Source organism: Streptomyces sp. LS1784, from assembly GCF_020103755.1.
Classification (GTDB): domain Bacteria; phylum Actinomycetota; class Actinomycetes; order Streptomycetales; family Streptomycetaceae; genus Kitasatospora.
This window is the reverse complement of the sequence record NZ_JAHSQD010000175.1, coordinates 1-14,493: the sequence shown is the minus strand read 5'-3', so window position 1 is coordinate 14,493 and position 14,493 is coordinate 1. Positions and strand designations below refer to the sequence as shown.

16 protein-coding genes and 1 pseudogene are annotated in these 14,493 nt (G+C 70.7%); 1 reads left to right on the top strand and 16 read right to left on the bottom strand.

Annotated elements, in window-relative coordinates:
* From tatA to arc, 15 genes and pseudogenes are all read right to left on the bottom strand, one after another.
* Positions 1–283: Sec-independent protein translocase subunit TatA (gene tatA, locus KS423_RS20795; RefSeq protein ID WP_224281072.1), on the bottom strand; the 283-nt coding region annotated here is incomplete at its 3' end.
* Between the two features lie 188 nt (positions 284–471).
* Entirely contained in the window at positions 472–684 is a 213-nt protein-coding gene (locus tag KS423_RS20790) for a hypothetical protein (protein ID WP_224281071.1), read from the bottom strand.
* Between the two features lie 21 nt (positions 685–705).
* Positions 706–936 carry a phage terminase large subunit family protein gene (locus KS423_RS20785; protein ID WP_224281070.1) on the bottom strand — a complete coding sequence of 77 codons (231 nt, stop codon included), beginning with the start codon at positions 934–936 and terminating at the stop codon, positions 706–708.
* A gap of 3 nt (positions 937–939) precedes the next feature.
* Positions 940–1,896 (bottom strand): YafY family protein, encoded by a 957-nt coding sequence (locus KS423_RS20780; protein ID WP_224281069.1) that lies wholly within the window; start codon positions 1,894–1,896, stop codon positions 940–942.
* The gene (locus KS423_RS20775) at positions 1,893–2,873 is read right to left on the bottom strand and encodes a YafY family protein (protein WP_224281068.1); all 981 of its coding nucleotides are present in this window, start codon (positions 2,871–2,873) and stop codon (positions 1,893–1,895) included. Before KS423_RS20775 ends, KS423_RS20780 begins: the two co-directional genes overlap by 4 nt.
* 198 nt (positions 2,874–3,071) lie before the next feature.
* Entirely contained in the window at positions 3,072–3,482 is a 411-nt protein-coding gene (locus tag KS423_RS20770; RefSeq protein WP_263455071.1) for an FKBP-type peptidyl-prolyl cis-trans isomerase, read from the bottom strand.
* A gap of 132 nt (positions 3,483–3,614) precedes the next feature.
* Complete coding sequence (locus KS423_RS20765) at positions 3,615–4,931, bottom strand: FKBP-type peptidyl-prolyl cis-trans isomerase (RefSeq protein ID WP_224281066.1); 1,317 nt, start codon at positions 4,929–4,931, stop codon at positions 3,615–3,617.
* A 203-nt stretch (positions 4,932–5,134) separates the two neighbouring features.
* Positions 5,135–6,124 (bottom strand): FKBP-type peptidyl-prolyl cis-trans isomerase, encoded by a 990-nt coding sequence (locus KS423_RS20760; RefSeq protein ID WP_224281065.1) that lies wholly within the window; start codon positions 6,122–6,124, stop codon positions 5,135–5,137.
* 140 nt (positions 6,125–6,264) lie between these two features.
* On the bottom strand, positions 6,265–7,626 hold the full coding sequence (gene pafA / locus KS423_RS20755) for a Pup--protein ligase (RefSeq protein ID WP_224281064.1): 1,362 nt from the start codon (positions 7,624–7,626) through the stop codon (positions 6,265–6,267).
* Between the two features lie 118 nt (positions 7,627–7,744).
* Entirely contained in the window at positions 7,745–8,500 is a 756-nt protein-coding gene (gene prcA / locus KS423_RS20750; RefSeq protein WP_224281063.1) for a proteasome subunit alpha, read from the bottom strand.
* Between the two features lie 31 nt (positions 8,501–8,531).
* The gene (gene prcB / locus KS423_RS20745) at positions 8,532–9,329 is read right to left on the bottom strand and encodes a proteasome subunit beta (protein ID WP_263455073.1); all 798 of its coding nucleotides are present in this window, start codon (positions 9,327–9,329) and stop codon (positions 8,532–8,534) included.
* A pseudogene (locus tag KS423_RS48535) lies at positions 9,326–9,403 on the bottom strand (recombination endonuclease VII); the annotation flags it as partial. The pseudogene KS423_RS48535 and the gene prcB, both read right to left, overlap by 4 nt.
* 131 nt (positions 9,404–9,534) lie before the next feature.
* The gene (locus tag KS423_RS20740; RefSeq protein ID WP_188299085.1) at positions 9,535–9,753 is read right to left on the bottom strand and encodes a ubiquitin-like protein Pup; all 219 of its coding nucleotides are present in this window, start codon (positions 9,751–9,753) and stop codon (positions 9,535–9,537) included.
* Positions 9,754–9,926: 173 nt separating this feature from the next.
* Positions 9,927–11,438: a depupylase/deamidase Dop gene (dop, locus tag KS423_RS20735; protein WP_224281061.1), complete on the bottom strand. Its 1,512-nt coding sequence runs from the start codon at positions 11,436–11,438 to the stop codon at positions 9,927–9,929.
* A gap of 228 nt (positions 11,439–11,666) precedes the next feature.
* On the bottom strand, positions 11,667–13,433 hold the full coding sequence (arc, locus tag KS423_RS20730; protein ID WP_224281060.1) for a proteasome ATPase: 1,767 nt from the start codon (positions 13,431–13,433) through the stop codon (positions 11,667–11,669).
* A gap of 286 nt (positions 13,434–13,719) precedes the next feature.
* On the opposite strand from arc, the gene KS423_RS20725 reads away from it, so the two are divergent.
* Positions 13,720–14,022, top strand: coding sequence for a ferredoxin (locus KS423_RS20725; protein ID WP_224281059.1), 303 nt, complete (start codon positions 13,720–13,722; stop codon positions 14,020–14,022).
* A gap of 8 nt (positions 14,023–14,030) precedes the next feature.
* Here the strand turns inward: KS423_RS20725 and KS423_RS20720 are convergent.
* Positions 14,031–14,493 (bottom strand): hypothetical protein (locus KS423_RS20720; protein WP_224281058.1); only part of this gene is annotated, 463 nt, incomplete at its 5' end.

Below are 14,493 nucleotides of genomic sequence, written 5' to 3'. Positions count from 1 at the left end.
CGTCGGGCGCGGAGGCCCCGGCGGCGGGCTCGTTCACCGGACGGGCCGTGGCCGACGCGCCCGGAGCGGCCTGGATGGTCCTGCCCGCGGTGCCGTCCACCGGAGCCGGAGCGGGCCGGGCCGGCTGCTCGGGCCCGCCGTCCGAACGCATCGCCTGGGCCTCGCTCTTGAGGATCCGCATCGACTTGCCCAGCGAGCGCGCCAGGTCCGGCAGCCGCTTGGCTCCGAACAGCACGATGGCGAGAACCACGATCACCACGATCGCGGTCATCGAGATGCGCATGCGCGACCACCTTCAGTCATGGCGGCCCGACGGGCCGTCCGCTGCGGATGGTAACCGCTGCGGATGACGCCACGACGACGGCCGCCCGAACAGGACAGCGACCCCCGGTACGCGGTTCAGGAGCCATCTGAGAGCGTAACCCGCCCCCACCCGCCGCAGCAGCCCCGTACCACCCCGGGCCGGTCGTGCTAGGCCGCCGGGACGCTCCGCTCCGCGGCCGGGGCGCCCGGTCCGGGTACCGCGTCCGCCAGGTCCTCGGCCGCCGCGGCCAGCGCCCGCGAGGCCCGGTCCACGCCCTTGGCCAGCACCCGCACGTCCAGCCAGAGCCGGATCGCGAGGACCCCGAGGACCAGCAGGCCCGCGGTGGCGAGCAGGACGGCGGCGACGAGCATCCAGGACATGCGCCCCAGCCTATACGGGCACTACCCCTCCGCCGGGACGAGCCGCATGGTGCGCACCCCGGCCCCGGTGAGCGCCTCGACGATCTTCTCCCCGGCCGGCTTGCGCACCGCCGCCCCGCACCGCGGGCAGGCGAAGCTGTAGTACGCCTGGGCCGGGGTGCGACCGAGGGTCAGGCGGAAGTCCTCGGCCGGGAGCTCCACCTTCTCCCGGCACTCGGAGCAGTACACCTTGAATCTGGTCCCGGGTTCCACCGCTCAGGCCCGCCCCTCCCCGTAGGCGGCCAGCGCCTCCCGCGCGGCCGAGCGCGCCTGCTCGGCCAGCTCGGGCGGCGAGACGATCCGGCCGTCCCGGCCCAGCCGCAGCGCCAGCGGGCGCAGCTGGGAGGGGTCGGCGCTGCGCAGGGTGATCCGCAGCCCGCCGTCGGGCAGTTCCTCGGCCCGGTCGTGGGTGTAGTACTCGGCCACCCAGCGCCCGCCGGAGGAGACCTCGACGACCACCTCGGGGTCGTCCGCCGCCGGGTTGACCAGCCCGCCGCTCAGGTCGCGCGGCTCGCGCCGGGGCGGGTCGGCCGGGACGTTCAGGACGCGGATCTCGGCGACCCGGTCGAGCCGGAACATCCGGTGGTCCTCGGAGGTGCGGCACCAGGCCTCTAGGTAGGTGTGTCCCTCGGTGAGCAGCCGGATCGGGTCGACCTCGCGCTCGGTCATCCCGCCGCGCCCGTGCGAGTAGTAGCGCAGCCAGAGCCGGCGGCCCTCGCTGAGCGCGCGGTCGATGTCGGCGAACACGTGGCTCTCCGCCTCGAAGGTCACACCGACCCGGGCGCTGCCCTCGGCGCTCTCCCCCGCCGCGTTCTCGATCTTCGCGACGGCCCGGGTCAGCGCCTCCCGGTCCCCGGCCCGCAGGCCCGGCAGCCCGGCCACCGCGCGGGCGGCCACCAGCAGCGCGGTCGCCTCGTCGGCGGCCAGCCGCAGCGGCTGGGCCACGTCGTCGACGTTGTGCCACCAGATCCGCTCGCCGTCGGTGTCGATGTCGAGCAGGTCGCCGCCGCGGAAGCTGGTGCCGCACATCGGCAGCACGTTGAGGTCCGCGATCAGCTCGCGCTCACTGATCCCGAACGCCCGGGCCACCTCGGCGACCTCGGCCCCGGGCCGCTCCCGCAGGTAGGTGACCAGCGACAGCATCCGTCGCGTCTGGTCAATCGCGTTACTCATGCCTGCTCGTCCTCCGAGTCCAGCCCCGCGACCGCCCGCAGCCGGTCGACCACATCCGCCCGCAGCTCCTCCGGCCCGAGCACCAGCACGTCCGGCCCGAACTCGGCCAGGTCCGCGCCCAGCCCGTTGCCGTACGGGATCTCCAGTTCGTCCCAGGCCTCGTCCACCCGGGTGCTGCTCAGCGCCTTGGTGCGCAGCGGGAAGCCGGCGCCCCGGCGGACCCGGACGGTCGCGGTGGCGGTGGCCCCCTCCCCGGCGAACTTCGCCACGGTGGCCCGGACGTCCACGTGCTCGGGCACGGTGCCGAGGAAGGCCCCGGACCTCGCCTTCACCTTGCCGGTGATCCGGCTGAGCCGGAACACCCGGGCGTCGCCCCGGTCGCGGTCGTACCCGGCCAGGTACCAGTGCCCGCGCCAGCACTCCAGCGCCCACGGCTCGACACTACGCTGCTCGACGGCGGCGGCACCGGCCTTGCGGTACTCGAAGGTGACCGGACGGCGGTCCCGGGCGGCGGTGAGCAGCGGCTCGAACGCGGCCTCCCGGGCGGGGATGCGCGGCTCCAGTGCGGTACGGCCCTCGGCCTCGGCGAACGGCACCCCGGCCGCGCGCAGCTTCTGCAGGGCGCCGCTGGCCGCGCCGGACATCTTGGCCTGCTGCCAGACCCGGGCGGCCAGGGTCAGCGCGGCCGCCTCCTCGGCGTCCAGGGCGATCTCGGGCAGCCGGTTGCGGTCCGCGCGGGCCAGGTAGCCGAGCTCGCCGTCCAGGGCGCTCTCGTCGACGTCGATCACCAGGCCGAGCTCGCGCAGGTCGTCCTTGTCCCGCTCGAACATCCGGTTGAAGGCGTCCTCGCTGCTGTTCTGCCAGGCCTCGCGGTACGCCTCGATGGATTCCCGCAGCTCCTTCTTGGAGAGCGGACGTCTGGTGTTCATCAGGCACAGGGCGAGATTCATCAGCCGCTCTGCCTTGGCGATCGCCATCGCTGACCCTTCCGGTGTGCCGCGCCGCGCGCGGGGTGCGCCAACCGGGCGATCACCACCCGGCGGGACCGACCGTACCGGTAGCGGTACGCACTGCAAAAGCCGCGTCCCGCGCCCCGCCCCCGCGCCGTGCCGTTCGGGCCCGGACGTGCCCGTGGGCCGGGCCCCCGGAGGGGTCCGGCCCACGGTGCGAAGGGCTCAGACGCCCAGCAGGTCGACCACGAAGATCAGGGTCGAGTGCGGCGGGATCGCCGGGGTCGGCGACTGGGCGCCGTACGCCAGGTGCGACGGGATGGTCAGCTCGCGGCGGCCACCGACCTTCATGCCCGCGACGCCCTGGTCCCAGCCCTTGATGACGCGGCCCTTGCCCAGCGGGAACTGGAACGGAGCGGTGCCCCGGTTCCAGCTCGCGTCGAACTCCTCGCCGGTCTCGAAGGTCACGCCGACGTAGCGGACGCTGACCGTCTGGCCCGGCTTGGCCTCCTCGCCGTCACCCACGACGATGTCGCGGATCTGCAGCTCCGCCGGGGCGTCGCCGATCGGGAAGTCGATCTCGGGCTTCTCGTTGAGGTTGACGCTCACAGTCCCTCTTCTCACATTCGCTTGCATTCACGACCAAGCGGCGGGCGCCCGCACCTGGTCCGATCCCAGACCACGGTACGGGCGCCCGCCGCCCGTCCGGGTCCGGCCACGCGGCCGGACCCGAAGGTCACACGTCGACCATTGTCACCCGAAAGTGGATCAGCCCTGACCGGCGTCCAGAATGTCCACCACGAAGACCAGGGTCGCGTTGGCCGGGATGTCGCCCTGGCCCTTGTCGCCGTAGCCCAGCGCGGCGGGGATCACCAGCTCGACCCGGCTGCCGACGGTCTGGCCCTCCAGCCCCTGGTCCCAGCCCTGGATGACCTGGCCGCCGCCGACCGGGAAGGTGAACGCCTGGCCCTTGCTGAGCGAGGAGTCGAAGACCTTGCCGTTGGAGAACAGCGCGCCGGTGTACTGGACGACGACCTTCTCGCCCTTCTCCACCTTCGGCCCGTTGCCCTTGATCAGGACGTGCGACTTCAGCTCGGTCGGGTCCTTGGCCCCGGCCACCGGGGTGATCTCGGCCGGCTTCTTGCCGTTGTCCTTGACCTGCGGGAAGTCCGCCGGCGGCGGGGTGACGGTACCGCTCACCACGGCGTCGGGCGCGTTGGCGTTACGGATGTCGATCACGAAGATCAGGTCGTCCTTGGGGCCGATCGACATGTCGGCCTTGCCCTGGGCGCCGAACGCGGCGGCCGGCGGGGCCACCACCAGCAGCCGGCTGCCGGCCTTCTTGCCGATCACGGCCTGGTCCAGGGCCGGGATCAGCGCGTCGGTGCCGGCCTGGAAGATCTGCGGCTTCCCGTTGGCGTCGTACGAGCTCGGGATGTCCTTGCCGGTGTTCCAGTCCTTGGCGGTGTAGTCCACCGAGGTCCAGGAGTTCTTCTCCACCTTGGCGCCGGTGCCCTCGGTGAGCACCTTGACCACGAAGGAGCCGTCGGAGGCCTCGCCCGGCACCTGGATCTCGGCCTTCTTGCCGAAGTCGCCGGCGACCGTCGGCAGCACCTTGGCGCTGTCCTTGATCGGCGGCACCGGGTCGGCGGTCGGCGTGGGCGGGGCGGTCTTGGCCGCGTCCGGCTTGGCGGCCGAGGCGCTGTCCTTGGAGCCGTCCTTGTTCACCATGTAGAGGGTGATGCCGCTGCCGACCAGCAGCACGGCCAGCACCGTGCCGAGGATCACGCCCAGCTTGCCGACGCCGGGCGGGTTCTCGTCGTACCCGGCCTCCGAGGTGTCGGCCTTGCGCACGTTGGAGGCGAAGATCTGCGGGGCGTCGTCCGTCTTGGTCCCGCCCGCGGCGCGCGGCGCCTCGCCGGGCTGCGCCCAGCCGGCCTGCTGCGCCAGGATCGCCGGGGGAACGACGATCGACTCTCCGTCGCCGCCGACCGGGCCGCCGGGGCGAGAGGCGGCCGGGTCACCCGCAGAGCTGTCGTTCGCCGCGGTGCCGGCCCCGCCCGGGCTCGGCGTCTTCTCAGTCATGACTCCCCATCCATCTCGCCACGAGGTCTTCCAGGTCTGCGCCCGGCGTGGGCACGCCGGCCTGCGGTCGCACCGCCCGCCCCGGACCTCGGCACCGGGCGGCGCCTGCCACAGTGCGTGGGCAGTATGACAGCTCAGGATGAGGGCGGACGCTTCGTTGTACGAGCGTCCGCCCAAGCGTACGGAATCCCGGGGGTGACTTCCTAGACCGCTTCGAGAATGTCGATCACGAAGACCAGGGTCGAGTTCGGCGGCACCGAGCCCTGCGCCTTGTCCTGGTAACCGAGCGCCGGCGGCACCACCAACAGGACACGGCTGCCGACGTTCTGCCCGACCAGGCCCTTGTCCCAGCCCTCGATCACGCTGCCGGTGCCGATCTGCACCGCCTGCGCGCCGCCGTGCGTCCAGGAGGAGTCGAACTGCTGGCCGTTGGCCCACAGCACCCCGGTGTACTGCACCACCAGGGTCTGCCCGCTCTTGACCTGCTTGCCCTCGCCCTTGATCAGCACCGCCTGCTGGAGGTCGGCGGGAGCGGCCTGCCCGGCCGGGATGGTGATCGTCGCCGCCGCCTTGCCGTTGTCCTTGACCTGCGGCATCGTCGCGGGCGGCTCGGTCATGGTTCCGGTCAGGGTGGAGTCCGGCGGCAGGCTCCCCACGATGTCCAGCACGAACACCACGGTGTCGCCCTTGTTGACGCCCAGCTGGTTGGAGCCCTGCTCGCCGAAGGCGGCCGCCGGTGGGGCCACCACCAGCAGCCGGGTGCCCACCTTCTTGCCGATCACGCTCTGGTCCAGCGCCGGCACCAGCTGCCCGCTGCCGGCCTGGTAGAGCTGCGGCTTGCCGTTGGCGTCGTACGAGCTGGGCAGGTCCTTGCCGGTGGTCCAGTCCTTGGCGGTGTAGTTGACCGTCACCCAGTCGCCCTTGCTGACGGTCGCGCCGTCGCCTTCGCTGACCGTGTTCACCACGAACTGGCCGCTGGGCTGCCGGCCCTCGGGGATGGTGATGGTGGCCTTGCTGCCGAATGCGCCACCCGAAAGAGTGGGCATCGGTGACGCCTCGCCGACCGGCGCGGGCACCGTCGGGGCGGCGCTCGCCGGGGACGGCGTCGCCGGGCCGGCCGCCTTGGGGGCACTGCTGCAGGCGACCGCGAGCAGCAGCGGCAGGGTGAGAAGCAAACCGGCGGTGCGGCGCACGGTGGTCCTAACTGTCGGTCGAAGTCGGCTCTCCTGACTCGACGGACAGCGTATGCCCGGCACGCGTCCGGCCCCGGTAGACACCACCGGGGCCGGCTCCAGCGTCTTGATCTTGGCGCCTCGATCACACCGCGCCGGGACTACATCCCCGCGATGAGCTTCTCCACCCGCTCGTCCACCGAACGGAACGGGTCCTTGCACAGCACCGTGCGCTGCGCCTGGTCGTTCAGCTTCAGGTGCACCCAGTCCACCGTGAAGTCCCGGCGCTGCTCCTGCGCCCGGCGGATGAAGTCCCCGCGCAGCCGGGCCCGGGTGGTCTGCGGCGGGATCGACTTGGCCTCGAAGGTCTTGAGGTCGGTGGTCACCCGCTGCGCCTGGCCCTTGCCCTGGAGCAGGTAGAACAGGCCGCGGCGGCGGTGGATGTCGTGGTACGCGAGGTCGATCTGGGCCACCCGCGGGTTGGACATGGTCATCTGGTGCTTCTCGCGGTAGCGCTCGATGAGCTTGTACTTCATGATCCAGTCGATCTCCTGGGCCACTCCGTCCAGCCGCTCGGTGCGGACGGCCTCCAGGGTGCGGCCCCACAGGTCGAGCACCCGGGCGACGGTTCCGGTGTTGATGCCCTTGCGGTCGGCGAACTCCAGGGCCTTGGTGTAGTACTCCTCCTGGATGTCCAGCGCGCTGGCCTCCCGGCCGTTGGCGAGCCGCACCTGGTGGGTGCCGGTGAGGTCGTGGCTGACCTCGCGGATCGCCCTGATCGGGTTCTCCAGGGTGAGGTCGCGCATCACCACGCCGGCCTCGATCAGCCGCAGCACCAGGTCGGTGGAGCCGACCTTGAGCAGTGTCGTGGTCTCGGACATGTTGGAGTCGCCGACGATCACGTGCAGCCGGCGGTAGCGCTCGGCGTCCGCGTGCGGTTCGTCCCGGGTGTTGATGATCGGGCGCGAGCGGGTGGTGGCGGAGCTGACGCCCTCCCAGATGTGCTCGGCCCGCTGGCTGACGCAGTACACCGCGCCGCGCGGGGTCTGGAGCACCTTGCCCGCCCCGCAGATCAGCTGCCGGGTGACCAGGAACGGGATCAGCACGTCGGCCAGCCGGGAGAACTCGCCGTGCCGGGCCACCAGGTAGTTCTCGTGGCAGCCGTAGGAGTTGCCGGCCGAGTCGGTGTTGTTCTTGAAGAGGTAGACGTCCCCCGCGATGCCCTCCTCGTGCAGCCGCCGCTCGGCGTCCACCAGGAGTCCTTCGAGGATGCGCTCGCCGGCCTTGTCGTGCGTCACCAGCTCGACGACGTCGTCGCACTCGGGGGTGGCGTACTCGGGGTGGGAGCCGACGTCGAGGTAGAGGCGAGCGCCGTTGCGCAGGAAGACGTTGCTGCTGCGCCCCCAGGAGACGACCCGGCGGAACAGGTACCGCGCCACCTCGTCCGGCGACAGCCGTCGCTGCCCGCGGAACGTGCAGGTCACGCCGTACTCGTTCTCCAGCCCGAAAATCCGGCGGTCCATGAGCACTCCATTCCGTGTCGGAGCTGTCCGAAACCGCCTCCACGACGGCTGGGCCGCCGCAGGGGCACCGGAGTCCCGTACGGCGGAAGGGCCGCCGTACGGGACTCCGCAGGCACTGCTACACCGGCGTACCGCCCGCCGGGTTCTCCTCGTCGTCCGCCTCGGCGGACTGGTCCCCATCGAGCAGCCGGCCCAGCTGGTTGCCCAGGATCCGCTTGAACTTGCGCTGCTGGAACCGCTGGCGGTCGAGGACCGCGACCTCCAGTTGTTCCGGCGTGAGGCTGCGCGGGCTGCCGCCGTTGGGGTCGCGGGCGAGCGAGTCCACGGCGAGCTTCACCGCCTCGGTGAGGCTCATGCCGACCCGGTGCCGCTGGCCCAGGTAGTTGCCGATCGAGTCGGCGTTGCCGCCGACCACCACGTAGTTCTTCTCGTCCACGACCGAGCCGTCCGGCGTGAGCCGGTAGATCTGGTCGTTGTCGCCGGTGCGGCCGACCTCGGCCACGATCAGCTCGACCTCGTACGGCTTCTCGCCGACCGAGGAGAAGATGGTGCCCAGGGTCTGGGCGTACACGTTGGCCAGGCCCCGGGCCGTGACGTCGGCCCGGTCGTAGGAGTAGCCGCGCAGGTCGGCGTAGCGGACGCCGCCGATGCGCAGGTTCTCGAACTCGTTGTAGCGACCGACCGCCGCGAAGGCGATCTTGTCGTAGATCTCGGAGACCTTGTGGAGCGCCCTGGAGGTGTTCTCCGCGACGAAGACGATGCCGTCGGCGTAGGTGAGCACGACCACGCTGCGGCCGCGCGCGATGCCCTTGCGGGCGTACTCCGCGCGGTCCGCCATGGCCTGCTGGGGCGAGACGTAGAACGGTGTCGACACCGGCGGTCGTCCCTTTCCTGTGAGGTGGTGGCTAGATCAGCGGGGCCTGCGGGCCGTTGGGCCGGGCCCGGCGCTCGTCGGTGACGGCGACGGCGACCTCCGTGACCTCCGCCTCGGTGAGCCGGCGGAAGCCGTCCTCGGTGATCAGCGAGACGATCGGGAAGATCTTGCGGGCGAGGTCCGGGCCGCCCGTGGCGGAGTCGTCGTCCGCCGCGTCGTACAGCGCCTGGACGACCATGGTGACGGCCTGGTCGGCCGTCAGGTCCTCGCGGTAGAGCTTCTTCATCGAGCCGCGCGCGAAGACCGAGCCCGAGCCGGTCGCGGTGAAGCCGCGATCCTCGGAGCGCCCGCCGGTGACGTCGTAGCTGAAGATCCGGCCGCGGCCGAGGTCCAGGTCGTAGCCGGCGAACAGCGGCACCACCGCGAGGCCCTGCATCGCCATGCCCAGGTTGCCCCGGATCATGGTGGTGAGCCGGTTGGCCTTGCCCTCCAGGGAGAGCGTGGTGCCCTCGATCTTCTCGTAGTGCTCCAGCTCCAGCTGGAACAGCCGGACCATCTCGATCGCGAGGCCCGCGGTGCCGGCGACGCCGACCGCGCTGAACTCGTCGGCCGGGAAGACCTTCTCCATGTCACGCTGGGCGATCACGTTGCCCATCGTCGCCCGGCGGTCACCCGCGATCACCACGCCGCCGTCGAAGACCGCGGCCACGATCGTGGTCCCGTGCGGGGCCTCGATCACGGCCCCCTCGGGCAGCCCTCGGCGGCCGGGGACCAGTTCCGGCTTGTGCTCGGCGAGGAAGTCGATGAACGAGGACGACCCCGGGGTCAGGAAGGCAGCCGGTAGACGCCCGGTGCCACGAGTGTTGGCTTCCACACGATTCCTTCCAGGTAGCTTGAAGCGCGCGCTGCCCGCACCCTACCCGCCCGACGATCGCTGTCCATGGGTGGAGGGGCCGGTGCCGGACGGCCGGACGGTGCTCGCCGCCCGGCCGCCCCGGACGGTCGCGACCGTGAATTCGGAATGCCGGGCCGGGCTATTGCCCGCCCTTCTGGACGAATCCGCGGACGAAATCCTCGGCGTTGGATTCGAGGACCTCGTCGATTTCGTCCAGCACCGCGTCGACGTCGTCGCTCAGCTTTTCCTGGCGCTCCTTGAGGTCGTCGGAATTCTGGCTTTCCGCGGCCTGCTCCTCGACCTCCTCGGAGGAACGGTTTGCCCGCTGCTGGCCGCCGCCGGTGTCCTTGCTCGCCATTTCCCTCACCCCGCTCGATTCGTCTGGCACGGTTCGGTCGCTGCTGCTGCACCGACCCTATACACAAGGTGCGACTGCCGCTCCCGGTTTGCCGGTGGCGCTTCCTGTCCAACACCCGCTGCCACCCCGGATGATTCCCATTCGGCGGACGTTCACCCGTGGTGATCGAAAAGTTACCCGCCGGACAGCACCCGGAGCAGGTCCTCGGCCGTGCGGCAGCGGTCCAGCAGCTCCTTGACGTGGTTGCGGGTGCCGCGCAGTGGCTCCAGGGTGGGCACGCGCTGCAACGAGTCCCGGCCGGGCAGGTCGAAGATCACCGAGTCCCAGGAGGCCGCCGCGACGTGGTCCGCGTACTGTTCCAGGCACCGCCCGCGGAAGTACGCCCGGGTGTCCTCCGGGGGCTTGGTGACGGCCCGCTCGACCTCGTCCTCGGTGAGCAGCCGCTCGAACCGCCCACGGGCCACCAGACGGTTGTAGAGGCCCTTCTCGGGCCGTACGTCGCTGTACTGGAGGTCGACCAGGTGCAGCCGCGGGTTCTCCCACTCCAGGGCGTCCCGGCTGCGGTAGCCCTCCAGGATCTCCCGCTTGGCGATCCAGTCCAGCTGCCGGGACAGCGACATCGGGTCGCGCTCCAGTCGGCCCAGGACGTCCTCCCAGCGCGCCAGCACGTCCACCGTCTGCTCGTCCGCGTCGGTCCCGAAGCGGTCCTCGACGTACTTGCGGGCCAGTTCGAAGTACTCCAGCTGGAGCTGGACGGCGGTGAGCCGGCGCCCGTTGCGCAGGGTGATCAGGTGCTTGAGCGTCGGGTCGTGGGAGACCCGGTGCAGGGTGCGCACCGGTTGGTCGACGGCGAGGTCGGCGGCGATGAACGAGTCCTCGATCATCGACAGGACCAGCGCGGTCGTGCCCAGCTTCAGGTAGGTGGAGATCTCGGAGAGGTTGGCGTCCCCGATGATCACGTGCAGCCGGCGGTACTTCTCGGCGTCCGCGTGCGGCTCGTCGCGGGTGTTGATGATCGGGCGCTTGAGCGTCGTCTCCAGGCCCACCTCGACCTCGAAGTAGTCCGCCCGCTGGCTGATCTGGAAGCCGTGCGCCGAGCCGTCCTGGCCGATGCCGACCCGGCCGGCGCCGGTGACCACCTGGCGGGAGACGAAGAACGGGGTGAGGTGGCGGACGATGTCGGCGAACGGTGTCGCCCGCTTCATCAGGTAGTTCTCGTGGGTACCGTAGGAGGCGCCCTTGTTGTCGGTGTTGTTCTTGTACAGGTGGATGTTCTGCCCGTTGGGCAGCTCCAGCGCGCGTTGCGCGGCGTCCGCCATGATCCGCTCGCCGGCCTTGTCCCAGAGCACGGCGTCGCGCGGATTGGTCACCTCGGGCGAGCTGTACTCGGGGTGCGCGTGGTCCACGTAGAACCGGGCCCCGTTGGTGAGGATGACGTTGGCGAGGCCGATGTCCTCGTCGGTCAGCTGGCTGGCGTCCGCGACCTCGCGGGCCAGGTCGAACCCCCGTGCGTCGCGCAGCGGATTCTCCTCCTCGAAGTCCCAGCGGGCCCGCCGTGCCCGGTGCATCGCCGCCGCGTACGCGTTGACGATCTGGGACGAGGTGAGCATGGCGTTGGCGTTGGGGTGCCCGGGCACGGAGATCCCGTACTCGGTCTCGATGCCCATCACGCGCCGTACGGTCATGCGGCCCTCCTTGCCCGGTGCTCCACCCCCGACGGGCGGAGCACGCTGACGTACCGCCGAACAACACCGACGCCGGCCATCTGCCCGCGGACGGTGGGTCGAGCCTAGAACCCGGCGCCGACCGGCGGGCCCGGAGACGCGCCGTCCGGCTGCGGGGCCGCGAGGCGCCACAGCCGGACGGTGTGCGTACAGCTCCGGGGACCGCTGGCGGCCCGGACAACCGCGTGCTTACAGGTACTGCCCCGTGTTGGCGACAGTGTCGATCGAGCGGCCGGACTCGGCGCCCTGCTTGCCGGTGACCAGCGTGCGGATGAAGACGATCCGCTCGCCCTTCTTGCCGGAGATGCGGGCCCAGTCGTCCGGGTTGGTGGTGTTCGGGAGGTCCTCGTTCTCCTTGAACTCGTCCACGCAGGCGGCGAGCAGGTGGGAGACGCGCAGACCGCGCTGACCGTGGTCGAGGAAGTCCTTGATGGCCATCTTCTTCGCGCGGTCGACGATGTTCTGGATCATCGCACCGGAGTTGAAGTCCTTGAAGTACAGGACCTCCTTGTCACCGTTGGCGTAGGTGACCTCCAGGAAGCGGTTCTCCTCGGTCTCGGAGTACATCCGCTCCACCACCGACTGGATCATCGCGACCACCGTGGCCTCGACGGAGCCGTCGTGCTCCTTGAGGTCGTCCGGGTGGAACGGCAGCGAGTCCTTGAGGTACTTGGAGAAGATGTCCTTCGCGGCCTCGGCGTCCGGGCGCTCGATCTTGATCTTGACGTCCAGGCGGCCGGGCCGCAGGATCGCCGGGTCGATCATGTCCTCGCGGTTCGAGGCGCCGATGACGATGACGTTCTCCAGGCCCTCCACACCGTCGATCTCGGCGAGCAGCTGCGGGACGATGGTGTTCTCCACGTCCGAGCTGACGCCGGAGCCACGGGTGCGGAACAGCGACTCCATCTCGTCGAAGAAGACGATGACGGGCGTGCCCTCGCCCGCCTTCTCCCGGGCCCGCTGGAAGACCAGGCGGATCTGCCGCTCGGTCTCGCCCACGTACTTGTTGAGCAGCTCGGGGCCCTTGATGTTGAGGAAGTAGCTCTTCCCCTGGGGGCGGCCGGTGACCTCGGCGACCTTCTTCGCCAGCGAGTTGGCGACCGCCTTGGCGATCAGCGTCTTGCCGCAGCCGGGCGGACCGTAGAGCAGCACGCCCTTGGGCGGGCGCAGCTCGTACTCCTTGAACAGGTCGGCGTGCAGGTAGGGCAGCTCGACCGCGTCGCGGATCAGCTCGATCTGGTTGCTCAGGCCGCCGATCTGACGGTAGTCGATGTCCGGGACCTCTTCGAGGACCAGCTCCTCGACCTCGGACTTCGGCACGACCTCGAACACGTAGCCGGAGCGGGGCTCCAGCAGCAGGGCGTCCCCGGCCCGGATGGTCAGCCCGCGCAGCGGCTCGGCGAGGCGCACCACGCGCTCCTCGTCGGTGTGCCCCAGGACCAGGGCGCGCTCGCCGTCCTCCAGGATCTCCTTGAGGGTGACGATCTCGCCGATGCTCTCGAAGGCCATCGCGTCCACGATGTTGAGGGCCTCGTTGAGCATCACTTCCTGGCCGCGCCGCACCTCGTCGAGGGCGACGTTGGGGCTGACGTTCACGCGGAGCTTGCGCCCACCGGTGAAGATGTCGGCGGTGCCGTCCTCGTTCGCGTCGAGGAAGGTGCCGAAGCCGGCCGGGGGCTGTGCCAGCCGGTCCACTTCCTCCTTGAGGGCCACGATCTGGTCGCGGGCCTCGCGCAGGGTGGAGGCGAGCCGTTCGTTCTGGGCGGTCACGCCCGCCAGGTTGGTCTGGAGCTCGACGATCCGCTCTTCGAGGATCCTCGAAGAGCGCGGCGAGTCGGCGAGCTTGCGGCGCAACACGGCGATTTCCTGCTCAAGGTACGAGACCTGAGCGGCCTCGTCGGAACCACGAGCGGGCCTGCCGGTGCTGCGGTTGTAGTCGTCATCGTGGGCTGCCACGGTCCTCACCTCCTCCGGGGAGCTGGACGCTTCCAGACCCTACCTGGGACCAGGGGTCCGTAAACCCCTAGATCAAGAAAGATGGAACGGGCGTGTCCGATCTTCGCCCCAGCGTGCTTCCCCTCTGCTAAGGGGGATACCCACCGCGCACGGCCCAAAGCGGGCCGGATGTATCGTCGAGCGAAGTGATATCCGATCGCGACCACAAGTCGAGGTCCGATCGTTGTACGAATGGCGGGATTGCTCCAGGAATAGGGGCGACCCGGGACAGAAACGGCAGGGGACCATGTCGGTGACCGAGCAGACCGCGGCGGCCGAGGAGCTGGAGGTGTGGATCGACCAGGATCTGTGCACCGGCGACGGCATCTGCGCGCAGTACGCACCCGAGGTCTTCGAACTCGACATCGACGGACTGGCCTACGTGAAGGGGCCGGACGACGAGCTGCGCCAGCAGCCCGGGGAGACGGCCCCGGTGCCGCTGACGATCCTTCAGGACGTGGTGGACTCGGCGAAGGAGTGCCCCGGCGACTGCATCCACGTGCGCCGGGTCACCGACCGGGTCGAGGTGTACGGACCGGACGCGGAGTAGTCGGTCCGTCACACGGCGGAGACCGGGGCGGCGGTCTGGGAGCGTTCCCAGCCGCCGCCCTTGTGCGTCCAGGTGAGGTCGAGTGAGATGTCGGGCCGGAACCGCGGCACGTCCTCGCTCGAATACCCCTGCGCGTGTCCGGTGACGGCGCCGTCCGAACGCACCGCGATCCGACTCACGGTGAGGTTCTCGCGCTCGGTGAGCAGCGTGGCCACCACCTCCGGGCGCTCACCCGGGCCGAAGCCGAGCAGGAAGACGGCGTCCGGCGGGGTGCCGGTCTCGGTGGCGCAGTGCGCGGCGACCACCGTGCCGGGCCGCCCGTCGCCGAGTCGCGCGGGCACGCTGAGCGCCGTCTTGACCGGGAACGGGCCGCAGTCCAGCGGGAGTTGGGCGCGGGACGGATCGGGGGCGGCGCTCGCGGCGAGGGCCTTGGGGGTGGCGTGCGCGGACACCGGGGTGCCGGTCGCCGGG